Below are 26,105 nucleotides of genomic sequence, written 5' to 3' on the forward strand. Positions count from 1 at the left end.
GCGCCTACAGAGAACCGTGTTCGCTGATCTTAAGCAGAGAGAAAAGAGAGTATATACATTTAAGGATATATTATGGCAGAACAGATTTTAACAACCGAATATTCGGAGGAGATGCAGAAAAGTTATCTGGATTATTCCATGAGCGTTATCACCTCGAGAGCTGTACCGGATATTCGAGACGGACTTAAACCGGTACAGAGAAGAGTGCTTTTCGACATGGATCAGCTTCATGCTAACCATGATCATCCAACATATAAGTCAGCCCGTATCGTCGGTGATACCATGGGTAAGTATCATCCACACGGAGATGCTTCAATCTATGATACATTGGTTGTCATGGCACAGGATTTTAAGCGCATGCAGCCTGTCATCCACGGACAGGGTAACTTTGGATCTATTGAGGGTGATTCTGCAGCGGCACCGCGATACACAGAGGCGAAACTTGAGAAGTTTACCGATGACTGTATGCTGGCAGATCTTGATAAGTCGGTTGAGTTTCAGGCTAACTATGATGAGACACTGACAGAGCCTGTAGTACTTCCTGCCAGAATCCCTTATTTCCTTTTAAATGGCTCTGAGGGTATTGCTGTAGGTATGACTACATCAACCCCAAGCCACAATCTGGGAGAAATCATTGATCTTATACTTGCTTATCTCAGAAACCCTGCCATGGGTACAGCTGAGATGATGGAGTATCTTAAGGGACCGGATTTTCCTACAGGTGGAATCATTGCCAATAAATCTGAACTGGTTGACATTTATCGTTCCGGAACAGGAAAGCTGAAGCTTCGCGGAAAGCTTGTGTTTGAGAAGAAAGAGGGAAGATCTGACAGGGATAAGCTGGTTGTGACAGAGATACCATACACCATGATAGGTCAGGGTATCATGAAGTTTATGCAGGATACTGCTCAGCTTGTTGAGAACAGAGTACTTCCTGAAATTACAGATATTTCCAATCAGTCAGACAAGAACGGTATACGTATCGTACTTGATCTTAAAAACGGATCGGACATCGAGAGAATAACAAACGTTCTTTATAAGAAAACCAAGCTCGAGGATACCTTCGGCGTAAATATGCTTGCCATCAATGAAGGACGTCCGGAAACCATGTCTCTTCGCGGTATTATCAAGGCGTATCTTAAGTTCCAGTACGAGATACTCGGAAAGAAGTACAAGAACCTGCTTGATGCCGAGATAGACAAGAAGGAGATTCAGGATGGTCTCATTAAGGCGGTTGATCTTATTGACGCCATCATCGCACTTCTTAGAAACTGTAAGTCTCAGGCTGATGCTAAAAAAGCTCTTATGAGCGGAGACATCACAGGCATTAAGTTCCGTGACAGGGACAAGGAATTTGAGGAGACCATAAAGGAGTTTACATTTACAGAACGTCAGGCTCAGGCAATACTTGACATGAAACTCAGTAAGCTCATTGGTCTTGAACTTATTGAATTGAAGAAACGCCATGCAGAGACTCTTAAGAAGATAAAGGAGTACAGAGGCATCCTTGGAAGCCGTGACCGCATGAACGAGGTTATTTCGGAAGATCTTATGTTCATTAAGTCTCAGTATGCAAAGCCAAGAAGAACGCTCATTGAGGATGGTAAGGAAGCTGTATTCAACGATAAGGAAGTTCAGGAGATAGATGGATACTATATTCAGGACAAGTTCGGATACTGCAAGATGATTGATGAGGCTACTTATCAGCGTAATCAGGAGGCTCTTGAGTCTGACAGCCGTTTTGTCTTTAAGTGTAAGACCACAGACCGTGTACTTATCTTTACGGACAAGGGCAATATGCACCAGATAAAGTGTCAGGATGTGCCTCTCGGAAAGTTTAAGGATAAAGGTGTTCCTATCGACAATATCAGCAAGTACAATGCCAATGACGAAGAGATCGTTTATGTTAATGTTAAATCGGCACTAAACGGCAGGACGCTTGTGTTTGCCACAAAGGATGCCATGGTGAAACTGGTTGAAGCAAGTGAGTTTGAAACTGCAAACAAGCTGGTTGCGGCAACAAAACTGAATGACGGCGATAAGGTTGTAAGTATTCAGGAGATGGGCTATGAGACGGATATCGTTTTCAGAACCAGAGACGGATATTTCCTCAGATGTTCACTCAGCGATGTGCCGTTACAGAAGAAGAACAGTAAGGGTGTCGTTGCCATTAAGCTTGGAAAGGGAGACGAGCTTACAGATGTTTATCTCATGGGCGTTGATCCTGTAGATATAAAGGTGAGCGGAAAGATGCTTTCGCTCAACAGGTTGAAGCTTGCGAACCGCGCAGGAAAAGGCACAAAACACTGATATTAGTGTGATGATGTGAGTTCAACAGCTCAGCCGGTGTTAAAGTCTTGGTAAGAGCCGGTGGATATCTGTTAAAAACGTCGAGTTTAGGCTTTTTTCAGCCGCAAATGATTCGTTTTTGAATGGATGTCCATCGGTTTTTTGCTATTAGTCCGGTTAGAACAGATATAATTAAAAGTTTATTGCTTTAAAGTGGGATTGGATATATGATTTGATTATTAGGATGCGGGATGTTGCACATTAATGTGTGCGAGCTTCGCATCATCAGTGGGTGTCAGATCCTATTGACGCCCATGACATTATTATGAGATTTTAGGGACATGTCGATATTGAAGGAATACGATGTGCAGCTTCGGATTTTCGCGATGCGAATGAAGATGGGCTGATGATCCCGGGTAAGGAGAAAGCAATTATGGAAAAGTTAAAGGTTGGCGTTCTCGGCGCAACAGGTATGGTTGGTCAGAGATTCATCACACTTCTTGAGAATCACCCATGGTTTGAACTTACAACACTTGCTGCTTCACCAAGATCTGCAGGACAGACTTATGAAGAGGCAGTTGAAGGCAGATGGAAGCTTGATATTCCTATGCCGGAATCAGTTAAGAAGATGATCGTCAAGGATGTATCCAGGATTGACGAAGTTGTTAAAGATGTAGACTTCGTATTCTCCGCAGTAGATATGAAGAAGGATGAGATACGCGCTTTTGAGGAGGCCTACGCAAAGACAGAGACTCCTGTTGTTTCCAACAACTCGGCGCACAGATGGACACCGGATGTTCCTATGGTTGTTCCTGAGATCAATCCTGATCACTATAAGCTTATCGAAGCTCAGAAGAAGAGACTCGGAACAACAAGGGGATTTATCGCAGTTAAGCCAAACTGTTCAATTCAATCATATACACCGGCTCTTGCAGCATGGCGTAAGTTTGAGCCTTATGAGGTTATCGTATCAACATATCAGGCTATTTCCGGTGCCGGAAAGAACTTTGAGTCATGGCCTGAGATGGAACACAATATCATTCCTTACATCGGTGGTGAGGAAGAGAAGTCGGAGAAGGAGCCTTTGAGAGTACTTGGTTCTCTTGAAGGAGATCACATCGAACTTGCTGATGATATCAAGATTTCTGCACAGTGCATTCGCGTACCTATCCTTAACGGCCATACAGCAACTGTATTTGTTAAGTTCCATAAGCAGCCAACAAAGGAAGAGCTTATTCAGGCACTTAGAGATTATGAAGGCGAACCTCAGACACTTAAGCTTCCATCAGCTCCTGAGCATTTCATCCAGTATCTTGAGGATGACAACCGCCCTCAGGTAACACTTGATGTTGATTATGAGAGAGGTATGGGTATCTCCATCGGACGTCTTCGCGAGGATTCAATCTATGACTGGAAGTTTGTTGGTCTCAGCCATAACACACTTCGCGGTGCGGCAGGCGGCGGAGTAGAGGCCGCAGAGTATCTTGCAGCCAAGGGATATATCACAAAGAAGTGACTGTGATATCCGAAGCATTCTTTGCATTAGTGTGAACGGGTGCTGAGCGGTCGGCGCCATACGCCGGAACGCACATAAATGTGTGCGTTGGTGCTGATCAGTGAGTGACAATGCTTTTGACACTCACGTCATATATATAATGGTATATGAAGGTTTCGTTGGTATATACCGACGAAACCTTTTTTAGTTAAACCTTTGTGCAAGCACTCATGATCCGTAGGAAATCCATTTTTATACGGGTCGTCCTTGCTGTAAAAATCTGAAATCAACCTCCTGAGCCGTCTTATTTCGATTCATTTCTTACTCGGTTTAAAGTACAAAAAAGGATGCCCTTAGGCTTAAACCTGCATAGCCTCCGGTTGAACGGTTGCAATCTTTTTTGCTTTGCGGAAGTGTATTAACGGAAGTGTGTAATGTTAAATCATGGTATGATATAATAGAATTTAATAAAGTTCGGTGGAGGACGGTAGGATGACTATGGCAGTCAAAGATTTTCTTATACAGCATCAGTTAGACCTCATACTGTTTATGAATGGGGTATGTGGTGCGCTTGTTGTTATGGTTCTCATCTCGAAGTCCATTCCTCGCAGACGCAGACATACGCTTTTGTTTCTTGAAAGCGGTTCCTTTTTCCTATTGCTTTTTGACAGACTGGCATATATTTACAGAGGCGATACTTCGAGACTTGGATATATAATGGTGAGACTCAGCAATTTTTTTGTTTTCATGTTAAGCCTCGCTATAATTCATGGGTTCAATCATTTTTTGAAGATTACCATATCAAATGAGAACGAGGATAATCGCAAAGTAGATACTCAAAATATCGAGAGACTGCTTAATATAAATGAGCTTGTATTGATGTTTGGAGATATTCTGCTGGTCATTTCACAGTTTACGGGATTTTACTATACTATTGACGAACATAACATCTATCATCGCAATATAGGTATGATAGTGTGTTATATTGTGCCGCTTGTGGTTCTGATCGTTCAGCTGGTGGTTGTTACGAGAATAAGGCATATTATAAGCAGGAGAATGTATATTGCATTGTTTCTTTTCGCCAGTGTTCCCGTTATAGCTACGGTTATTCAGGCCTTTTCCTATGGACTTTCTTTGACAAATCTGTCAACAGTCGGTATCTGTATGCTGCTCTATGTTTTTTCGTTGATAGATATGAATGAAAAAGCTGAGGGAGCAAAAGAACTTGAAATCAAAATGCTTCGTGATGAGCAGAGACATTTGCAGAGTATGTTTGAACAGACGGCATCTGCACTTGTAAGTGCTATCGATGCAAAGGACAGATATACCCACGGACATTCAAAACGTGTGGCGGATTATGCGGTTGCCATAGCACAGAAAGCAGGTAAATCCGATGGAGACTGCAAGAAGATATATTATGCCGCACTTTTGCATGATGTCGGAAAAATAGGCATTTCTGATTCCATTCTTACCAAAGGAGACAGTCTCACGGCTGAGGAACGTAGAGTGATAATGACTCATCCGACTATCGGAGCCCAGATACTTTCAACTATCAGTACATCGCCATACTTATGTGTAGGCGCACATTTTCATCATGAAAGATATGACGGAAAAGGGTATCCGAACAAAATCTGTGGCGAAGATATCCCTGAAATGGCAAGAATTATTGCGGTGGCGGATTCCTATGATGCCATGACGTCGAAGAGAAGTTACAGAGACCCTTTGCCTCAGAAGACAGTGAGAGATATCATCGAAAAGGGTGCCGGAACGCAGTTCGATCCGGTCTTTGCTGAAATCATGCTTCATATGATAGATGAGGATAAAGACTATAAAATGAAAGAGTGATTTTGATTGTGATCAATTCTGCCGCATTATTGATGATTGAATCTGATGAAAAATGCGGAACGAGGCAAGTGAGACGGATAAGTATGATGTGATAAATCCCCCTACTCTGAGGGGGGATTTTGTTGTATAATGATCGGAGCAAATTGTGGGATACACAGGCTTTTTTAGAAGCCTGATGTGATACGTTAACCTTGGGGGTTAAGACAGGCTGACGTTCCCTGAATGATTGGAGGGTGTTGAAATGGCAGTAAAGGAATCAGTTCTTGGAAAGCTTCAGGACGGAACAGAAGTAAAGAGATATACATTGATCAATGGCAACGGAACGGAGGCGAGCTTTACCGATCTTGGCGGAATCTGGCTTACCATGGTTGTAAAGGATAAAGAAGGAAACAAGAGAGATGTGGTTCTCGGCGTTGATGATGTTGATATGCTTCTCAGGAATCCGGGACACATGGGAGAACCTGTAGGAAGAAACGCGAATCGTATAGGCGGCGCTTCTTTTGAGATAAACGGTAAGACTTATGAACTTCAGAAGAATGATAAAGGTGTCAACAGCCTTCATTCAGGTCTTGATTACTGGAGAACCAGAATCTGGAAAGCAGAGTATGATAATGCAGGCCTTGGCAGCTATGTGATGTTCTCGCTTACATCACCTGACGGTGATCAGGGATTCCCTGGAACTGCTGAAGTGTCAGTGACATATACATTGTCAGAGGACGACAGTCTCAGCATTCATTATACCGGTGTTGCTGATCAGGACACTGTTTTCAATATGACAAATCATGCATATTTCAATCTTGACGGATATGATGGAGGAGATGCAACCGATCAGATCGTGTGGATCAATGCAGACCGTTTTACTCCGGCCAATGAGCAGTCCATACCTTATGGTGATATAGCTTCAGTTCAGGGAACACCTATGGACTTCACAACACCTAAGCCTATCAGAAGAGATATCGGAACAGACTTCGACCAGCTTAAGTTTGCCGGCGGTTTCGACCATAACTGGGTTCTTAATGACTTTGACGGCAGCGTAAGACTTGTTGCCACAGCTTTTTCCGCAAAGTCGGGTATAAAGATGTCAGTCTACACTGATCTTGAGGGAATGCAGTTCTATACAGGAAACTATATGGCATCTGACTTTGCCGGAAAGGGCGGAGTTCATTTCGGACCTCGCCACGGATACTGCTTTGAGACTCAGCATTATCCCGACTGCATACATAAGGCAGACTGGCCGACATCTGTAGTCAAAGTTGGTGAGGAATATGACACCACCACGATATACAAGTGGGAAGCAAAGTAATTGAAGTTACAGTTCGGTGAGGTGGATATAGCCGGATAGAAACAGGAGATTGAGGGGATGTGTGCCGGGGGATGTGAACATTATGGCAGGTGCACATCCTGATTTTTCCTGATCAAACACTGAATAGTAACCGGGTTTTAGAGAGGTTTTATTGAAGAAGTTATTTATTGCGGAGAAACCCTCCGTTGCGCAGCAGTTCTCCCAGGCGCTCGGCATGAAGAGCGTCAGAAGAGGCGACGGATTTCTGGAGGATGAGAATTATGTCATAACCTGGTGTGTGGGACATCTGGTACAGTTGTCCTACCCGGAGGCTTATGACGAGTCCTTGAAGAAGTGGAGTTTCGATACATTACCCTTTATTCCGGCAGATTCCGAGTGGAGATACGAAGTCGGAAAGAGTACGAAAAAGCAGTTTGAGGTTGTGTCAAAGCAGCTTAATCGAGAAGATGTCGACACCATATATGTCTGCACCGATAGTGCCCGCGAGGGAGAATATATCTATAGACTTGTGGAGATGATGGCAAAGGTGCCGGAATCAAAGGAGAAAAAGAGAGTCTGGATAGATTCCCAGACCAACGAGGAGATACTCAGAGGTATCAGAGAGGCAAAACCGGACAGTGCCTATGACAATCTTTCGGCCGCGGCATTTTCCCGTGCCAAAGAGGATTATCTCATGGGCATAAATTTCAGCCGTGCATTATCACTTAAGTACAGTAACCGTATCAGGCGTGAGCTCAATATGGATCGAAAGGACAAGATGGTAGTGGCGGTGGGCCGTGTCATGACCTGTGTCCTTGGTATGATAGTCAAACGTGAACAGGAGATAAGGGCTTTTCAGAAGACAACCTTCTACAGGATATTGGGAGACTTTGATATCGGGGAAGGTGCAAGAGTAACTGCAGACTGGAAGGAAACAGAGGGCTCAAAGAAGTATGCGCCTACCGAGATCTATGACGGTAAAGGATTTCTCAAGCAGGGACGTGCAGTGGAGTTTATGAAGAGCTTCATGCCGTTTCCGAGGGAAGCAGTGGTTACCGGGATTGAAAAGAAGAAGGAAACCAAGAATCCGCCGCTTTTATATAACCTCGCAGAGCTTCAGAACGACTGCTCAAAGATGTTCAAGATAAGTCCGGACGAAACATTGGCTATCGCTCAGGAACTGTATGAAAAGAAACTCACAACCTATCCGAGAACTGATGCAAGAGTACTTTCTACGGCTGTATCAAAGGAGATAGGAAAGAATATAAAGGGGCTTTCCGACTATGAACCGGTTTCGGAATGTGCCCGGGAGATACTTGAGAGTGGCTCCTACAGGAACATTGGGAAAACCCGATATGTGGATGACAAGAAGATTGCGGATCACTATGCAATCATTCCTACCGGTCAGGGGCAAAGGGAGTATCAATCACTAAAGCCTCTTTCAAAAAAGGTATATGAGTTGATTTGCAGAAGATTTCTTGCTATCTTTTATCCGCCTGCCGTGTACCAGAGGATTGCTCTGTCCATAAACTGCAATGACGAGAACTTCACAGCCGGAACCAGAGCTATGAAGGAAGAGGGCTACCTTAAGGTTGCCAATGTTAAAAAAGACACGGTAAAAGCGGCGGATGGCAATGCGGGTGGTGTTTCAGGTGACGGGCAGCCTGACGGTGAGGCGGATACGGAAGATGCAGGCGACAAGGATGGCCGCCTGAGTGAAGCTCTTCTTAAACTTAAGAAGGGGCAGAAGATAAATCTACTGACACTTCAGGTAAAGGAGGGTGAGACCTCTCCGCCCAAGAGATATACTTCAGGCTCTATGATACTTGCCATGGAAAATGCAGGTAATCTCATAGAGGATGAGGATCTGCGCGCTCAGATAAAGGGAGCGGGAATAGGCACGAGTGCGACACGTGCAGGTATACTTACAAAGCTTGTGGATGACAAGTATGTGTCACTTCAGAAAAAGACTCAGGTTCTGACACCCACAGAGCTTGGAGAACATATAGCATATTATGTGAAAATCTCCATACCGCATCTGCTTAATCCGAAACTTACCGCATCCTGGGAGATGGGCTTGAGTTCCGTTGCAGAAGGCAAGATTTCCGAGAGGGAATATATGGATAAGCTTGAGCAGTTTGTCAGAGAGAAGACCGAAAAGATACGATCGATGTAAAATGTTTTTTGCGGTTCATGTGAGCCCCCAAAGCTGCGTGATTCTTTTTGGGAAAAACCGGCCAGAGAAATGCTTTAATCAGCGTTTCCATATAGAAAATACTGCTTATAAATACAACAAAGTATGTTGAAAAAATCAGCTTTTTATGTGATACTGTTGAGCTGACAGTGATAGGAGAATAAAGTGAAAAAGAGTGATATGACTATTGAGGCCATGTATGACCTTCAATATACAGAAGCGGGTGAGGCATTTTCCGGATGTACATATCCATGGGAGGTGCTGCCGAAGATTCATGACTTTATTGCATCATACGGACCAACTCTTCCGAAGGACGAGTATGATGAGGTAAAGCCTAATGTATGGATTCACAAGACAGCCAAGGTCTTCGATTCTGCGTATTTCGCAGAGTATATCATCATAGGGCCGGAGACTGAGGTCAGGCAGTGTGCCTTTTTGAGAGGCAATATCATTGCCGGAAAGGGTTGCGTCATCGGCAATTCCTGTGAACTCAAAAATGTTATCATTTTTGACGGAGTTCAGACACCGCACTATAATTATGTAGGAGATTCAATTCTTGGCTACAAGTCACACATGGGTGCAGCATCACTTACATCCAATGTCAAGTCAGACAAGAAACTGGTTTTAGTGCATGCTGAGGACGGAGATATCGAGACGGGACTTAAGAAGTTTGGTGCCATGCTCAGCGACCATGTAGAAGTAGGCTGTGGATCGGTTCTTAATCCCGGTACAGTCATCGGAAGAAATACCAATATTTATCCGCTCAGTTCTGTAAGAGGATGCATTGATTCAGATTCTATCTATAAGTCAAAAGATGACATCGTGAAGAAGACAGAAGACTGATGGACATACGACTCGCATATCGGAATATTTTTAGAAATTATTTATAAGGAGTACTAAATGGAAAACAATTTCGGACCAAATGTAACAGTTCTTGACCACCCTTTGCTTACACATAAGATCTCACTTCTTCGTGAGAAGTCAACAGGAACAAATGAGTTCAGACAGCTTGTTGAAGAGATTGCCATGCTTATGGGATTTGAGGCTCTTCATGATCTTCCTACAAAGTATGTTGAGCTCGACACACCGATCGAGAGAGCAAGCGTAAAGATGCTTGCAGGAAGAAAGCTTGCCATCGTTCCTATCCTTAGAGCAGGTCTTGGAATGGTGTCAGGTCTTACAGCACTTGTTCCAAGTGCAAAGATCGGTCATATCGGTCTGTACAGAGATGAGACAACACATCAGCCTGTAGAGTATTTCTGCAAGCTTCCGAATCCTATCGAGGAGCGTCAGATCGTAGTTTGTGATCCTATGCTTGCTACCGGTGGTTCTGCGGTTGATGCTATCACACAGATCAAGCGTCACGGCGGAAAGAAGATCAAGTTTATCTGTATCATCGCCGCTCCTGAGGGGATCAAGAAGCTTGTTGCTGCGCATCCTGATGTACAGGTATATGTTGGAAATGTTGACAGATGTCTCAATGAGAATGCCTATATCTGCCCAGGTCTCGGTGATGCGGGAGATCGTATCTTCGGAACAAAGTAATGGAATTAAAAAAGTAGGGGGCAAATGCTCCCTACTTTTATAGCATGATTCATTTGTCGGGCGACTCATTCAATAAAGCAGAATACTCAATTCTATTGCTCTTTGAGATGGCTGTTTATCTTTATAAGCATTACCGGAACATATCAGAGGATGAGTATCTGTCATGATACATGATTTACATCAAAAAAAGAAGTGAACCGGGAAACCCGATCCACTTCATGCCTGCCGCCAGCCGGACTTGAACCGGCATGGTAAAAACCGCGCGATTTTGAGTCGCGTGCGTCTGCCAATTCCGCCATGGCGGCCTGACCTATCTAAAGTAGCATATTATCGAAAGGTTTTCAAGTCGAATATTTGATATCGGTGTAAACGTAAAGTACGGAGAGATTCGGTATCTATATTGACAATCCATTATTATTATGACATGTCTTGAAGCGCGAAAAAGAATATATGATTATCTGAAAAACAAGCTGCCGGATGCGGAACTTAAGGAATTCATTGAACATGTTTCCAAGTGTGATGCATGCATGGAAGAAATGCGTATCACTCATATGGTATACAGCGGTGTTGCAGAGCTGGATTCGGATGAAGATTCTGATTCGGATCTTGATATCGACGGCGCTTTAAAAAGACAAATGACCGAATCCAGATTTTATCTGCTTCGACTGTTTGTCATAAAGGTTATGGCCATGTCTGTTGACACCATAGTATTCTGGGCGGTTCTTATTATTTTCATTATGCAGATGAGGATATGGCTGCTCTGATTTTGCGCGGCTTTTTTTATTATTTAACGAGGAGATTTATTTTGTCAGATAAACTTTTACTTATAGACGGTCACAGCATAATGTCCCGTGCATTTTACGGTATACCTGAACTTACAAACTCACAGGGGCTTCATACCAATGCGGTTTATGGATTTTTGAACATCCTTTTCAAGGTGCTTGATGAGGAACAGGCAGATCATCTGGCTGTTGCATTTGATGTTCATGAGCCGACATTCCGTCACAAAATGTTTGAGGGCTACAAGGGTACGAGAAAGCCGATGCCATCAGAACTTCATGAGCAGATTCCTGTTATTCAGGAGGTTCTTACTGCCATGCATATTCCGCTTCTTAAAATGGGAGGATATGAGGCGGATGACCTTCTGGGAACAGTTGCAAAGCGGGCCCAGGCTTATGGTGCAGATGTTACCATCGTTTCCGGAGACAGGGATCTTCTGCAATTAAGTGATGAACATATCAAGATATATCTTCCTAAAACCTCCAAGGGAGTAACCACTGCTGAAACCTATTATCCTGAGGATGTGAAGAATGAGTGGGGGGTTACTCCGCTGGAATTCATTGACCTTAAGGCGCTTATGGGAGATACTTCGGATAACATTCCGGGAGTTGCCGGCCTTGGTCCTAAGTCTGCAGAGTGGATCATACAAAAGTATCACAATATCGAGGCTGCTCACGAGGCGGCACTTTCCGGTGATCCTGAGTTTAAGGTTCCGCGTAAACCGAAGGCTGCAGAGATGCTTTTGGACGAGTGGGAGTCGGCTCAGATGTCAAAGACTCTTGCTACCATAAACATTGATTCGCCTATAGATTTTTCTTATGACGATGCAAAGGTTTCTGACATGTTCAATGAAGAAGCATTTGAACTTATCAAGAATCTGGAGCTTAAATCACTTATAAAGCGTTTTGATGTCACATCCCTTGATATGACTGCGAAGGAAAGCATCGACCTCGGAAAGATCAAGGACGTAACCGATCCGTACATGGCGAAGATAGCGTTCAAGGACGCTGCAAGTGAAGGTTCTGCGGGCTTTTTCATTGTTAAAAAGGAAGGAGTCACTGAGAATCAGACAGGTCAGATGGAGATGATGCTCGCTGATCCCGATGCAGATGATGCTAATGCAGATTCCGTGGGAAATGCAGACGAAACAGAGCTTTATTTTGCTCTTTCAGGTGAGAGATACTATAGATTCCATGGATTTGACTGGAGTAATGAGCTTAAGGAGCTTTCCGTTAAGGATGGGGTTAAGCTTTATACCATAAATCTCAAACAGCAGCTTTATGAGTGTGAATTCACACCGGACAGCCATATATATGATCTTGCTCTTGCGGCTTATGTTGTGAATCCTTTGAAGGATACCTATACATATGAGGATATTGCGAGAGATTTTGTGTCATTGACATTACCTTCGGAAAAGGAACTGAGAGACAGGTTCAAGGCAGAGAAAGCTGCAGGTAAGGGCTCAGGCAGGAAAGGAACGGGTTCTTCTTCGGAATCAGGAGAGAAGACGGATAATGCAGCATTAGGAAGTAAGTCGGCTGAGACTGTAGAAGAGATCATGGCGGCTTATACTGCCATAATTTCCCGCGATGCAGCTGATTCTGTCATGGAGAAGCTTTCTGAACTTTCAGAGATGGAGCTCTACAGAGACATTGAGATGCCTCTTATCTATACCCTTTATTATATGCAGAAGGAGGGTATCCGTGTTGATAAGGAAGCACTTCTTAGGTTTGGAGAGGAACTGAGAACGGGTATTGATGAGCTTCAGGCAAAAATCTATGAACAGGCAGGTGAGGAGTTCAATATCAATTCTCCTAAGCAGCTTGGTGAGATTCTCTTTGAGAAGCTTGGCCTCAAGGGAGGAAAGAAAACAAAGTCCGGATATTCCACAGCTGCCGATGTGCTCGATAAGCTGGCAGAGGATAACAGGATAGTCCGTGATATACAGGAATATCGTACACTCAGCAAGCTGAATTCGACTTATGCGGAGGGACTTCTCGGGTTCATCAGAGAGGATGGCCGTATTCACGGTGAGTTCAATCAGATGGTTACTGCCACAGGACGTATATCGTCAACCAATCCGAATCTTCAGAATATTCCGATCAGAACTGAACTTGGCAGAAGATTCAGAAAGGTATTTGTGCCTAAGGACGGATGCATTTTCATTGATGCGGATTACTCACAGGTTGAACTGAGAATCCTGGCTTCTCTGTCCGGTGACCCGAAACTTATCGCAGCATATAAGGATGCAAGAGATATTCACGCGGTTACAGCTTCACAGGTATTCCATATTCCGCTTGAGGAAGTGACCGATCAGCAGAGAAGAAATGCCAAGGCTGTTAACTTTGGCATAGTCTACGGTATTTCCGCCTTTGGACTCAGTGAAGGTCTGTCTATAAGCAGAGCGGAGGCCAAAGAGTATATTGAGAGATATTTTGAGACATATCCCGATGTTAAGAAGTATCTTGACGGCGAGGTAGAGTTTGCCAGAAAGAACGGCTACATAAAGACGGTATTCGGAAGACGCAGACCCGTGCCGGATATCAATGCTTCCAACTTCATGCGAAGATCATTCAGCGAGAGAGTTGCCATGAACAGTCCTATTCAGGGTTCTGCCGCGGATATCATGAAGAAAGCCATGAATGATGTTGACAGAGCACTTCGTGAGGGCGGATATAAGGCAAGGATCGTTGTACAGGTCCATGATGAACTTCTGATAGAGGCACCTCTTGAAGAGAAGGATCAGGTTAAGGCACTTCTCATTGAAAAGATGCAGAATGCTGTTGATCTTCAGGTGCTTCTGGTGGCAGATGCAAGCGTTGGAACCAACTGGGATGAGGCGCACTGACATACCGTTAAGTGATTCATTGGCGTCAGCTTCTTTGATCAGCTGAGACATACAAAGGCGCCCGTATTATGATCCGGGGCAAAAGGGATATATTGAGATGAAACTGATTGAAAAAACAGATATCATGCATATAGGATTTTTGAAGAAGGAGAGCTATACCGGCTCTTCTGAAGGTATGCGTTACCGTATGTCAAAAATCGTATATCATGATCCTGATACAGAACTTTTGAAAAAGATAGAGGCCGGAGAGGCAGATTATCCTGTGGATAAAAAGACGGGAGAAAAAAACATGAATCCCACAAAGGATCGTTTTACTCTCGGGGTCTGGACCTGGCCGGAGCCGTTTTCATTCGAGAAAACACCCGAGGAAAAGAAACATTTCAAGGAACTTGATTTCACGGAAGATGGTGTGACGGAAGGTCTGGAGTGGCTTAATGCCGAGAAACAGTCTGTAGACTGGGGTGAAGCAGCATACTCATGGAGAGACTGGAAGGACTTGGGATGATTATATATAAGTTTTTGGGGTGATCTTAATGGTGATAGGAGTTATTGGCGGTGTAGGTGCCGGAAAATCAACGGTACTTGAAACGCTGAGAAAGAAATATGGCTATAAAGTCCTGAAAACCGATGATATTGCGAAATCCTTTTACGTTTCGGGTAATCCGGTGTTTGAAAAACTCAAGGAGTTGCTGGGAAACGATATAGAAAAGGAAGACGGAAGTGCTGATATAAAGACATTCGCCGCAAAGCTCTATGGAAGCGAGAGTGAGGAACTTCGTGAACGGGTTGATGGCATTGTTCATCCCGCTGTATGGGATTATGTTGGCAGGGAAGTGGCTATGGCGAAAGGTGACGTTGTGGTGGAGACAGCATTGCCGAATGATAGTTTCCGGACTTTATGCGATGAAATCTGGGCAGTATGCACCGATGAAGAAGTCAGGGTGGAGAGGCTTATGAAAACAAGGGGCTATACAGAAAAAAAGGCTCGTGATATGATTCTTTCGCAAATCAGCGATGAGGAGTATTCGGAGATGGCAGGTTTTGTCATTGACAATAGCGGTACACCTCAGGAAACGGTTAGTACAATAATGGCTCACATGACTGCTGAATGTTCATGATGGACGTCCTTTTGCGGCGGAATGACTTTCGGGCTGGGATGAGTCACAAAGTCTCGATCATTACAGAAATGCTTGACTGGTACTTTTGTATTCGCCGGATAGCGTTAATGCACATATTCGTGTGCAATGCCATTGCATGACTAAAGATTTAAAGGATTTTTTATATATGAGATTTACCAGCATTGCCAGCGGTTCCAGCGGAAACTGCACATACATAGGAACAGAAAACACCCATATCCTTGTTGATGTGGGGGTCAATATGAAAGCAGTTAATACCGGGCTTCATGAGCTGGATCTGGATCTTTCCGATGTTAATGCTATCTTTTTGACACATGAGCATATAGATCATATCAGAGCGGTTGGGACTATTTCCCGAAAGTACGATATACCTGTATATGGTACTCTTGGAACCCTCAGAGAAGTGATGCTCAACAGGACTTTGGGAGACTTTTCTCATGAGAAACTGTTTCCTATCATTCCGGACAAAAGGATAGGTATAGGTGATCTCAGTGTATTGCCATTCAGTATTTATCATGATGCGGCAGACCCTCTGGGATACAGAATCGAAACTTGCGATCGGTCGGATGAAGAGGAACCTTTCGGTTCGAAAAAGGCAGTGACAGATTATGAATTTCCGGTTTGTCAGAATGAAGCCGTAAATGACGGAGAAGCTGAAAAAGGTTTCGTAACAGAACTGAAAGCGGGTATGGATCCTGAGTCTTTTGCGAGGGCGCTGGAAAAGAACAGGTCGGTCAAAAAAGTTGCAGTTGCAACGGATCTTGGCCATTATGATGACTATATCGCATCCCATCTTATGGATCTGGATGCCATGGTCATTGAATCAAACCATGATATCCGGATGCTTAGCACAGGTCCATATCCCGTTTCTTTGAAGAGACGAATACTAAGCGATCATGGACATCTGAGCAATGACAATTGCGGACGACTTTTGGATTCGATTCTCAGCAGTCATGTGAAGCACGTTTTTCTCGGACATCTCAGTAAGGAAAATAACCTTCCGGATCTGGCTCTTAAAACGGTACAGAAGGAGATAGACGGATCTGATTCGGAGCATAAAGCGAAGGAGATAGACATTACCGTGGCTCATAGAGACAGGATTTCTGAAATTATTGAACTCTAGTGATATTTTTCATCCTTCGGCTCGAACCTCCTCATGCACCGGGTAATAGTTACGAAAAACTCACTGTGTTATCTTTGCGATAACCAAAGGTGATTATAATTAAAATAGGAGCAGGAAAATACAAGATAGCGCTTGTATTTCCCTGCTTTATTTTTATATTATATGAGATGAGTGTCATAAGTCAGTACTTTCCCTGCGAATGGTTCTGCTGTATTGAGGCGGCGTCTTCGACGCTGACTTTACGGTTTATGCCGGGCGGATATAACGTGAATAGGACCGGTATCGATTTTATGACTCAAAGCATTTTTGATCAGCTATAAAACTTAGGAGGACTTATGAAAAAGGCGATTATTACCGTTGTTGGCAAGGACAGCGTAGGTATCATTGCGAAGGTATGTACATTTCTTTCAGAGGCAAATATCAATATTCTGGATATTTCACAGACCATAACAGGCGGATTTTTCAACATGATGATGATCGTCGATGTCTCCGGAGTTAAGGATCCTTTTGATAAAGTTGCAGGGGAGCTTGCGCAGTACGGAAAGGACCGCGTAGGTGTAGATATCAAGATGCAGCTTGAGGAGATTTTCACAATGATGCACAGAATCTGATTTCTGAAATGTAGGAAAGCGGCACAGCATCAATGAAATAAAGGAGAATATATGGCGATTTTAAATGACGTTGTAAATGCTGTAGAGGTATCAGAGACCAACAATATGATCGAGCACAACAATCTCGATGTCCGTACCATAACTATGGGTATCGGTCTTTTGGACTGCGCGGCACAGGATGTTGATACATTCTGCGACAATATATATAAGAAGATAACTAAGTATGCCAGAGACCTGGTAAAGACAGGCGAAGAAATCTCAAAGGACTATGGAGTTCCTATAGTAAACAAGAGGATTTCGGTAACTCCGATTGCAATCGCAGGTGGTAGTGCCTGCAAGTCTATAGATGATTTCGTAAAGGTAGCGCATACTCTTGACAAGGCTGCAAAGGCTGTAGGTGTCAATTTCCTCGGTGGTTTTTCTGCGATTTGTCAGAAGGGCATGTCTCCGGCGGATGAGATGCTCATGAGAGCCATTCCCAGAGCTCTTGCTGAAACAGATATCGTCTGCTCATCAGTGAACCTTGGGTCCACAAAGACCGGTATCAATATGGATGCAGTAAAGCTTATGGGAGAGATGATCAAGGAGGCGGCAGAGCTTACCAAAGATACAGATTCTTCTGCGTGTTCAAAACTTGTTGTATTCTGCAATGCTCCTGACGATAATCCTTTCATGGCCGGAGCTTTTCACGGTGTATCCGAGACTGACTGTATCCTTAATGTCGGCGTTTCGGGACCGGGCGTTGTACGTGATGCGCTTCTCAATGCAAAGGGTCTTGATTTTGAGGAGCTTTCAGAACTCATCAAGAAGACGGCATTTAAGATAACAAGAGTTGGACAGCTTGTCGCCAAGGAGGCATCAAGAAGACTCGGAGTGCCGTTCGGAATCATCGATCTTTCTCTTGCACCTACTCCGGCAATCGGAGATTCTGTTGCTGATATCCTCGAACTTATGGGACTTGAGAAGGTTGGAGCACCGGGAACAACTGCAGCTCTTGCCATGCTTAACGATCAGGTCAAGAAGGGCGGAATCATGGCATCAAGTTCAGTCGGTGGACTCAGCGGAGCATTCATTCCTGTATCAGAGGATCAGGGCATGATCAATGCTGTAGAGGCCGGAGCACTCAACATCGAGAAGCTTGAGGCCATGACATGCGTTTGCTCTGTGGGACTTGATATGATCGCTATCCCGGGAGATACAGCGGCATCGACCATTTCCGGAATGATCGCTGACGAGGCGGCCCTCGGTATGGTTAACCAGAAGACTACAGCGGTAAGAGTTATTCCTGCTTACGGCAAGAAGGTGGGAGATCACGTTGATTTCGGAGGTCTTCTCGGACATGCCCCCGTAATGGCGGTAAACAACTTTGACTGTTCAGAGTTTATAAGCCGTAAGGGACGTATTCCGGCGCCTATTCACAGCTTCAAGAATTAAAGAGGCATTTACTTTTCCTGTGATGCGTTTTTGAAGCAAATAAACAATTAGATAATCCGGAATTATATCTCTGTGATTAACATGGGAATATGAGGAATATATTTCGGCTGACATTAAGAATGTGTTACAGACACACAGCGTCCTGCATAAAAGTATGCTTATGTTTTTTGTCCGGATTTGGTCTGAGATATGAGATAGAAAGAGTTGCATCTGTAAAGGTGTGACTCTTTTTTGGTAGGATTCATTGAACCTGCGCATGTCTCTACTAAGTTTTTGGTTTTTTAAGATGGATGAAATATCCTCTTTTTTGGAGTATAGTAATGAAACACCCATTTTATGCCGAAATAGTAAAGTGCAAGGCATTTATCGTGGAAAATCCTGACACGGGTCGGATTTTTTCGCCATGCATTAAGACGCTTCCTGTATTTCGGTATATTAAAACAGAGGACATATGTTTAACGAAAAAAATGTAATCGGAATAGTGACTGAATTCAATCCCTTCCATGAAGGTCATCGTTATCTCGTGAACAGCATAAGGCTCAGATACGGCGACTGCTACATAGTGGCTGCCATGTCCGGAGATTTTGTTCAAAGAGGCGAGCCTGCGATATTTGATAAATACGAGAGAACATGGGATGCACTTTATGGCGGAGTGGACATGGTGGTTCAGATACCGGAGATATTCTCCACCTCATCCGCTGAGGATTTTGCGGCAGGAGGTGTTGCGGTTCTCAGGTCGCTTGGAATCGTAGATACCATACTATTCGGCTCGGAATCCGGAGATCTTGAGGTTCTTAAACGGATTGCGGATATAGAACTTGATACCGGAAGCAAGGATAATGCAAAGCTGAATGCCGCTATCCGTGACAATGTCGCTGCCGGCATGAGTTATGCAAAGGCAAGGGCAGAAGCTGTCCGGCTCGTTCTGACAGGCGATGATGAAAACGCCTTCGAGAAAATGCTTGATGATGTATGTAAAGCAGACATCATTCATGATGGAGAAACCCGGAATTCTGATGAAAAGCTTTCGGTCAGAGCAGAGGCGGCCAGACTTAAACCGAACGATATACTGGGGGTTGAATATATTAAGGCGGTAAAACGGCAGGGTGATTGCTTCCGTGTCGACTGCATTCGCCGAAATATGCAGTATGAAAGTGCCCATAGTATACGCGATGCCATAAGGGCAGGCGAAGAGACGGAAAGAGAGTACGGCTCCTACGCCGAACCGGACATGCTTTCAGAAATGCTTGGATACAGACTTATACAGCTGTACTATGTGGATCAGATGGATCCTGAACAGCCGTCGTCATTTATGGAATATCTTGATGTATCGAGAGAAATTGCGGATGCTTTGAAAAAACAGGTACATGACAGGCTGACATTTTCAGAAAGGATACGGGAAATAAAGTCGAAAAATTATACTTATACACGTATATCGAGAGCGCTTCTCCATATTGTCCTTGATATACATAAGAAAGATTCTCGAGTACTGAGGGGCAGATTTTTCGGTTCTGCGGATGTCATGCCATATGTAAGGGTGCTTGGTGTGAAAAAATCTGCCAGGGACATTCTGGGAGTGATAAAAACTTCGGTTGTGACATCTCCGGCAAAATATAAGAAGCAGCTTGAAGCCGTTCGCAGAAAAGAGACTATTGAGACACCCGAAGAACTTATTTTGAGTATCAATGCTTCTCATGCGGAGATCATGTTCAATCAGGATATGTATGCGGCTGATATATACAACCAGCTATACAGTCATGGCAAAGATGAGACGTCGTCCATAAGCTGCGGCAATGAATTTGCACAAAAATTTATAGTTGTCGATGGCTGATTTGTGCTATTATTTGATGTAAGAGTCATAAAACATGTATTGACGTTTTCTTCCGATGTAACGCGTGCAGTGTGATTTGACCAGAAGAAGGCAGGGATGTGATAGGGCATCATGTGAAAACATTATCCTGTTTTTGATTTTTCGGAGGCAGATACATATATGAAGTTGATTTATGCGATAGTACGTAATGACAATGAAGACGATGTTATGGATGCGCTGAACGGTGCGCACTATCAGGTTACCAAGCTTGCCAGTACAGGCGGCTTTTTGAGAAAGGGCAATTCTACACTTATGATAGCAACCGATGACGAGAGAGTTGACGAGTGCATCGATATCATCAAGGCGGAGTGCGGAAAACGCCAGAAGATCACAGTCAATATGCCGTATGTTTCGGGCACATCCATGAACAGCTATTCAACTATGCCGGTTCCTGTAGAGATAGGCGGAGCTACGGTCATGGTGGTGAATCTTGAAAGATTCGAAAAATACTGAGGATATTGATTGATCAGTTTCCCTTGAAGTTTTTGTTGGGGGACACAGGGGTTCTTCGTGAGACAGGGGCTTCGCATAGAGTATCAGGCTGGGGATTCCTTCGGTATAAAATCAGCAATATTTCAATATTCACTTATATTTAAGCGAAAATCGCCGATATGCTTCCTCGGAAAAGATGAGGCTGAGAAGCGCAATATGCAGACATTTCTGATGCCTTGGCGAAGAGACAGGCGGAAATGTCTTTTGTCTTTGATTTTGTGCAGAAAAACAACTGACTTAAGCTTGAGTGGCGGAGTATATAGAGTATAATTATTGCGTATGTCGAATTGTATACATTGTTGAATTTGACTGCGGGTCGAAGGAAACATTTTACACAATCTGATGTAAAATCATAAACTTGTCGCTATACAGACGGTGTTCCGGCGAACGGGACTTAAGCGTATGTGTTGCGATTAATATTATAAGTGTATATTGAGAGGAGAATGACACCAATGGCTATTATTGATGAGATCAAGGCTAAGGCAAAAGCAGACAAGAAGACTATCGTACTTCCGGAGTCTATGGACAAGAGAACCTTCGAGGCTGCTGTCAAGATTACAAAGGAGGGCATCGCTAACGTTGTTCTGATCGGAACTCCTGACGAAATTGCCAAGAATGGTGAAGGATTTGATCTTACAGGTATCACAGTTGTAGATCCTTACAACGATCCTAACAAGCAGAAGTACATTGATAAGTTCGTAGAGCTCAGAGGCAGCAAGGGTGTTACTGCTGAGTCTGCTCAGGAGCAGATGGAGAAGGACTATATGTACTATGCATGTCTTATGTGTAAGTGCGGTGATGCTGATGGTGTTGTTTCAGGCGCATGCCACTCAACAGGTAACACTATCAGACCGGCTCTTCAGCTTCTTAAGACAAAGCCCGGCATCAAGTCTGTTTCAGGTTTCTTCCTTATGGAGACAGACGCTAAGGAGTATGGCGAGAACGGTACATTCGTATTCGCTGACTGCGCAGTAAACGTAGATTTCGATTCTGAGAAGCTTGCAGAGATCGCAGCTCTTTCAGCTGAGTCTTTCAAGAGCTTCGTTGGCGCAGAGCCAAAGGTAGCTATGCTTTCATACTCAACAAAGGGCAGTGCAAAGCATGATGATGTAACAAAGGTAGCAGAGGCTGTTAAGATTGCAAACGAGAAGTTCCCGGAGATCAAGCTTGACGGTGAGCTTCAGCTTGATGCGGCTCTTGATCCTACAGTTGCAGCTCTTAAGGCTCCTGGCAGTGAGGTTGCAGGACATGCCAACACACTCGTATTCCCTTCACTTGAGGCAGGTAACATCGGTTACAAGCTTGTTCAGAGACTTGCTCACGCAGGCGCTTACGGTCCTGTTCTTCAGGGGCTTTCAATGCCTGTTAACGACCTTTCAAGAGGTTGCTATGCTGATGATATCGTAGCAGTAGTTGCTATGACAGCTGTTCAGGCTCAGAACGCATAATTGATCTGATTTTGTTTATAGCAGGGTCGAGCCCTAAGGACTTGGCCCTGTTTGTTTCTTTACATAAGTAATTTATTTTTTAGGAGAAAAACCAATGAAAATTCTTGTTTTAAACTGTGGATCTTCTTCACTCAAGTATCAGCTCATCGATATGCAGGATGAGTCGGTTCTTGCAAAGGGACTTTGCGAGAGAATCGGTATCGAGGGATCAAAGCTTACACATAAGGCTCCGGGTAAGGATGACTTTGAGCTTGAGACAGCTATGCCTGATCACGGTGTAGCAGTTAAGCTTGTATTCGATGCTCTTACAGATGCTGCACACGGTGTAGTTAAGTCTGTTGATGAGATCGGTGCTATCGGTCACAGAGTACTTCATGCAGGAAAGAAGATCACAGAGTCTATCGTTGTTAATCAGGAAGTTAAGGATATCATTCGTGAGTGCTTTGATCTCGGACCTCTTCACAACCCTGCAAACCTTCTTGGTATCGAGGCTTGTGAGAAGGTTGTACCGGGTAAGCCAAATGTTGCTGTATTCGATACAACATTCGGTATGACTCTTCCTGAGAAGGCATACTACTATGCAATTCCTACAGAGTACTATGAGAAGTACGGTATCCGTCGTTACGGTTTCCACGGAACATCTCATAACTTTGTTTCTCATGAGACAATCAAGTTCGGTAACCTCGATCCTGAGAAGGCTAAGGTTATCGTTTGTCACCTTGGAAACGGTGCATCTATTTCTGCTTCAATCGGCGGAAAGGGTGTTGATACATCTATGGGTCTTACTCCGCTTGAGGGTCTTATCATGGGAACACGTTCAGGTGATATCGATGCTGCAGTAGTACAGTTCATCGCTAACCATGAGAAGCTTTCTGTTGATGAGGTTCTTAACATTCTTAACAAGAAGTCAGGTGTGCTTGGCCTTTCCGGCGTTTCTTCAGACTTCCGTGACGTTGAGAAGGCTGCTGAGGAAGGTAATCACATGGCTCAGGTTGCTCTCGAGGCATTCCAGTACAGAGTTGCCAAGTACATCGGATCATATGCAGCTGCTATGAACGGTGTTGATGCTATCACTTTCACAGCCGGTGTTGGTGAGAACGACAAGGCAACACGTAAGGAGATCGTAGAGAAGTACCTTGGATTCATCGGTGCCAAGATTGATGATGAGAGAAATAACGTTCGCGGCAAGGCTGCTCTTATTTCTTCTGATGATTCTAAGGTTAAGATCTTCATGATTCCTACAAACGAGGAGCTTGCTATCGCTCGTGATACACTTCGTCTTGTAGAGGCATAATCAGGTTTTATCGAATTTTTGCAGTTTTCTTTTTCTATGAAAACTGACTTATCCCGCCGGATCGGGATGTATAAGACGGGCTTGTGGTGCGAAGCACGAAGCCCGTCTATTTCTCTCATATATAAGATTATCAAAATTAATACATATATAAGATTATCAAAATTAATACTTGCAAAAATCGATGTTACGTGGTATTTTACTTTGAGTGTGCAATCGCGAAATTCATTTGGGTTTCGCTTGACATAAAATAACCGTTTGGATATAATTACCCGGTATGACGAAGGAGGTGTAAGTATGTCAATTTGTCCTAAGAATCATTCATCTAAGGCTCGTAGAGATTCAAGAAGAGCTAACTGGAAGATGGGTAAGATGAACCTTGTAAAGTGTTCTAAGTGTGGTGAGCTTGTTATGCCTCACAGAGTCTGCAAGGCATGTGGATCTTACAACAAGCGTGAGATCGTTAAGGTTGAGGCTTAATCTTAACTTGAATAAAGAATTTTAACTCCGGAGATTTTTTCTCCGGAGTTTTTTCGATTTATACGGATTCGAAGAGGATATGCAGTTATTGATTCAGTATATTTGAACATTTGACGGATGATAAAACGGATTAAATATTCAAAAGTAAATATACGTTGTTTATGGGACTTTGACAGGGCAATCTAAGATACAAATACCAAAAAATATGTCAAAAAAGGCCTGTAGTGGGGGACGAATGTTATAAAAAGTTGTTAAATCATGGGAAAGTGGTATACTATTTAAGTAATTCGCCAAGGAAGTATCGGTTTTATGCTGAAACCGACAAAATATCTTTCCATTTGCCTTGCGCAAATTCAGGATGGGAAGATGTTAAAAATGGTTGGGCCGGCCCTTCATTGAATGATGAAATTCGCAGGGAACATTGACTGGTGAGTTCCCGGGATTCATTGCGGGCTGATGTACCAAGCCTACGAGGTTATATTATGAAGAAAACATTAGCATGGGTTTTTCTGCTTTGCCTCGTACTTCTCGGTTGCCAGAGCCAAACGCCACTGGTATATAATGTGAACAAGTCTGATGAGTTAAGAGAATATGAGTCAGAGTCGATTAAAGAATCACAGTTTGAGGAGTCACTTGAACAGCAGAGAAATCTAGCGGAATCAGAAAGCATAGCACAGGCGGAGGCGCAGATTTGGAAAAAGAAGACTCCGGATAAGCAGGCTCTCAAGGTCAAAGGCATTTACCTTAGTGCCAAAGTTGCCGGCTCAGGTACTATGCAGAGGATCATCGAGAAAATTGATGCCACAGAGATTAATGCGGTTGTCATCGATATTCTTGATGATAAAGGACACATAGAGTACGCAATGTCAGGGGATCTTATTTCTGAGATAGGTTCAACAGAAGAAACCATTCCTGACATCCATGCTCTGATCAGCACGTTGAAAGCGCATGACATTTATGCTATTGCCCGTATTGTAACATTTAGAGACCCTTATCTTGAGAATGTTAAACCGGAGTGGCTCAATCACAATGCTGATGGAACTGTATTTCATGACAATTCCGGCATGACATGGATCGATCCGTACAATCGCGATGCCTGGGAATACAAAGTTCAGGTTGCCGAGCAGTGCGCCGATGTCGGATTTGACGAGATTCAATTTGACTATGTGCGTTTCTGTACTGAAAAGGGCATGAATAATGTTGTTTATTCTGATGAAGAAACCGGTGGGCTTGACAAGACGGATATCATAACTGAGTTTGTCCGTTTTGCATCAGACAGACTGGCGGCAAAAGGTGTTTTTGTTTCAGCTGACGTTTTTGGAACTATAATAGGTTCTTATGTGGATACGGTTTCTGTAGGTCAGGATTATCCTGTTATGGCAGGAGCTGTAGATTATATGTGCCCGATGATCTACCCGTCACATTATGGAAACGGCAATTTCGGACTGGATGTTCCGGACATTCATCCTTACGAAGCTATTCTCGGAGCGTGCAATGCCTCCAAAAAGGATCTTGCACTTGAATATACTGAAGGTGTACATCAGGCAAAGGTTCGCCCGTGGCTTCAGGGATTTACCGCATCCTACCTTTCGTCTTATATACATTATGGACCGGAGGAGATCCGCAAGGAGATACAGGCTGTATACGATGCGGGATATGACGAGTGGCTGATCTGGAATGCTGCCAATGAATATCAGTGGGATGCATTTCTGCCCGCAGGAAACTGAGGAAATGCTGATTATATCGGCGTTTTTATAAATTGAATAAAGTATGTTTTGAAGCTGCCGCTCGAAGGAATAAAATATCCGGAAGAGCGGCAGTTTTTCGTATATAGTACAGATAACTTTATAATCTTTGACGAATGAACACTTTCTGTTATAATAAGACTTTGATGCAGGCATCCCGATAAGTGCCGCGTCAGATATTCCAAAGTTACTTCAAC

At 43.8% G+C, this 26,105-nt stretch carries 20 protein-coding genes and 1 tRNA gene; 20 read left to right on the forward strand and 1 reads right to left on the reverse strand.

The window, feature by feature from the left end; translation table 11 throughout:
- Window positions 1-72: 72 nt before the first annotated feature.
- The 7 genes from BM294_RS00475 (at window position 73) to upp (ending at window position 10,650) form a co-directional block, all read left to right on the forward strand.
- Window positions 73-2,310: a DNA gyrase/topoisomerase IV subunit A gene (locus BM294_RS00475; RefSeq protein WP_091203897.1), complete on the forward strand. Its 2,238-nt coding sequence runs from the start codon at window positions 73-75 to the stop codon at window positions 2,308-2,310.
- 412 nt (window positions 2,311-2,722) lie between these two features.
- On the forward strand, window positions 2,723-3,805 hold the full coding sequence (asd, locus tag BM294_RS00480) for an aspartate-semialdehyde dehydrogenase (protein ID WP_091203899.1): 1,083 nt from the start codon (window positions 2,723-2,725) through the stop codon (window positions 3,803-3,805).
- Between the two features lie 477 nt (window positions 3,806-4,282).
- The gene (locus tag BM294_RS00485; RefSeq protein WP_242944366.1) at window positions 4,283-5,629 is read left to right on the forward strand and encodes an HD-GYP domain-containing protein; all 1,347 of its coding nucleotides are present in this window, start codon (window positions 4,283-4,285) and stop codon (window positions 5,627-5,629) included.
- Between the two features lie 241 nt (window positions 5,630-5,870).
- Window positions 5,871-6,932: an aldose epimerase family protein gene (locus tag BM294_RS00490; RefSeq protein ID WP_091203901.1), complete on the forward strand. Its 1,062-nt coding sequence runs from the start codon at window positions 5,871-5,873 to the stop codon at window positions 6,930-6,932.
- A 151-nt stretch (window positions 6,933-7,083) separates the two neighbouring features.
- Window positions 7,084-9,087: a DNA topoisomerase gene (locus BM294_RS00495; RefSeq protein ID WP_091203902.1), complete on the forward strand. Its 2,004-nt coding sequence runs from the start codon at window positions 7,084-7,086 to the stop codon at window positions 9,085-9,087.
- A gap of 183 nt (window positions 9,088-9,270) precedes the next feature.
- On the forward strand, window positions 9,271-9,948 hold the full coding sequence (locus BM294_RS00500; RefSeq protein WP_242944367.1) for an LbetaH domain-containing protein: 678 nt from the start codon (window positions 9,271-9,273) through the stop codon (window positions 9,946-9,948).
- A 57-nt stretch (window positions 9,949-10,005) separates the two neighbouring features.
- Window positions 10,006-10,650, forward strand: a complete 645-nt coding sequence (gene upp, locus BM294_RS00505) for a uracil phosphoribosyltransferase (RefSeq protein WP_091203904.1) — start codon at window positions 10,006-10,008, stop codon at window positions 10,648-10,650.
- Window positions 10,651-10,873: 223 nt separating this feature from the next.
- Here upp and BM294_RS00510 read toward each other — a convergent pair.
- Window positions 10,874-10,955, reverse strand: a tRNA-Leu gene (locus tag BM294_RS00510).
- Between the two features lie 114 nt (window positions 10,956-11,069).
- Between BM294_RS00510 and BM294_RS00515 the strand changes: the two genes are divergently transcribed.
- From BM294_RS00515 to BM294_RS00575, 13 genes are all read left to right on the forward strand, one after another.
- The gene (locus BM294_RS00515; RefSeq protein ID WP_091203906.1) at window positions 11,070-11,414 is read left to right on the forward strand and encodes a zf-HC2 domain-containing protein; all 345 of its coding nucleotides are present in this window, start codon (window positions 11,070-11,072) and stop codon (window positions 11,412-11,414) included.
- Window positions 11,402-14,278, forward strand: a complete 2,877-nt coding sequence (gene polA, locus BM294_RS00520; protein ID WP_091203907.1) for a DNA polymerase I — start codon at window positions 11,402-11,404, stop codon at window positions 14,276-14,278. Before BM294_RS00515 ends, polA begins: the two co-directional genes overlap by 13 nt.
- A 97-nt stretch (window positions 14,279-14,375) precedes the next feature.
- The gene (locus BM294_RS00525; RefSeq protein ID WP_091203909.1) at window positions 14,376-14,783 is read left to right on the forward strand and encodes a hypothetical protein; all 408 of its coding nucleotides are present in this window, start codon (window positions 14,376-14,378) and stop codon (window positions 14,781-14,783) included.
- Between the two features lie 28 nt (window positions 14,784-14,811).
- Window positions 14,812-15,396: a dephospho-CoA kinase gene (gene coaE / locus BM294_RS00530; RefSeq protein ID WP_091203910.1), complete on the forward strand. Its 585-nt coding sequence runs from the start codon at window positions 14,812-14,814 to the stop codon at window positions 15,394-15,396.
- 166 nt (window positions 15,397-15,562) lie between these two features.
- Complete coding sequence (locus BM294_RS00535; protein WP_175494386.1) at window positions 15,563-16,537, forward strand: MBL fold metallo-hydrolase; 975 nt, start codon at window positions 15,563-15,565, stop codon at window positions 16,535-16,537.
- 335 nt (window positions 16,538-16,872) lie between these two features.
- Window positions 16,873-17,148: an ACT domain-containing protein gene (locus BM294_RS00540; RefSeq protein ID WP_091203913.1), complete on the forward strand. Its 276-nt coding sequence runs from the start codon at window positions 16,873-16,875 to the stop codon at window positions 17,146-17,148.
- Between the two features lie 51 nt (window positions 17,149-17,199).
- Window positions 17,200-18,582: a PFL family protein gene (locus tag BM294_RS00545; RefSeq protein WP_091203915.1), complete on the forward strand. Its 1,383-nt coding sequence runs from the start codon at window positions 17,200-17,202 to the stop codon at window positions 18,580-18,582.
- Between the two features lie 451 nt (window positions 18,583-19,033).
- Entirely contained in the window at window positions 19,034-20,413 is a 1,380-nt protein-coding gene (locus BM294_RS00550; RefSeq protein WP_091203916.1) for a tRNA(Met) cytidine acetate ligase, read from the forward strand.
- A gap of 159 nt (window positions 20,414-20,572) precedes the next feature.
- Window positions 20,573-20,905 carry a cyclic-di-AMP receptor gene (locus tag BM294_RS00555; RefSeq protein ID WP_091203918.1) on the forward strand — a complete coding sequence of 111 codons (333 nt, stop codon included), beginning with the start codon at window positions 20,573-20,575 and terminating at the stop codon, window positions 20,903-20,905.
- Between the two features lie 491 nt (window positions 20,906-21,396).
- Complete coding sequence (pta, locus tag BM294_RS00560) at window positions 21,397-22,392, forward strand: phosphate acetyltransferase (RefSeq protein ID WP_091203919.1); 996 nt, start codon at window positions 21,397-21,399, stop codon at window positions 22,390-22,392.
- A 94-nt stretch (window positions 22,393-22,486) separates the two neighbouring features.
- A complete protein-coding gene (locus BM294_RS00565) occupies window positions 22,487-23,686 on the forward strand; it encodes an acetate kinase (protein ID WP_091203921.1) in 1,200 nt (399 codons plus the stop codon).
- A gap of 294 nt (window positions 23,687-23,980) precedes the next feature.
- Window positions 23,981-24,163: a 50S ribosomal protein L32 gene (gene rpmF, locus BM294_RS00570; RefSeq protein ID WP_091203923.1), complete on the forward strand. Its 183-nt coding sequence runs from the start codon at window positions 23,981-23,983 to the stop codon at window positions 24,161-24,163.
- A gap of 482 nt (window positions 24,164-24,645) precedes the next feature.
- The gene (locus tag BM294_RS00575; protein WP_091203925.1) at window positions 24,646-25,890 is read left to right on the forward strand and encodes a putative glycoside hydrolase; all 1,245 of its coding nucleotides are present in this window, start codon (window positions 24,646-24,648) and stop codon (window positions 25,888-25,890) included.
- Window positions 25,891-26,105: the final 215 nt, after the last annotated feature.

The organism is Oribacterium sp. WCC10, from assembly GCF_900113415.1.
Lineage (GTDB): Bacteria > Bacillota > Clostridia > Lachnospirales > Lachnospiraceae > Oribacterium.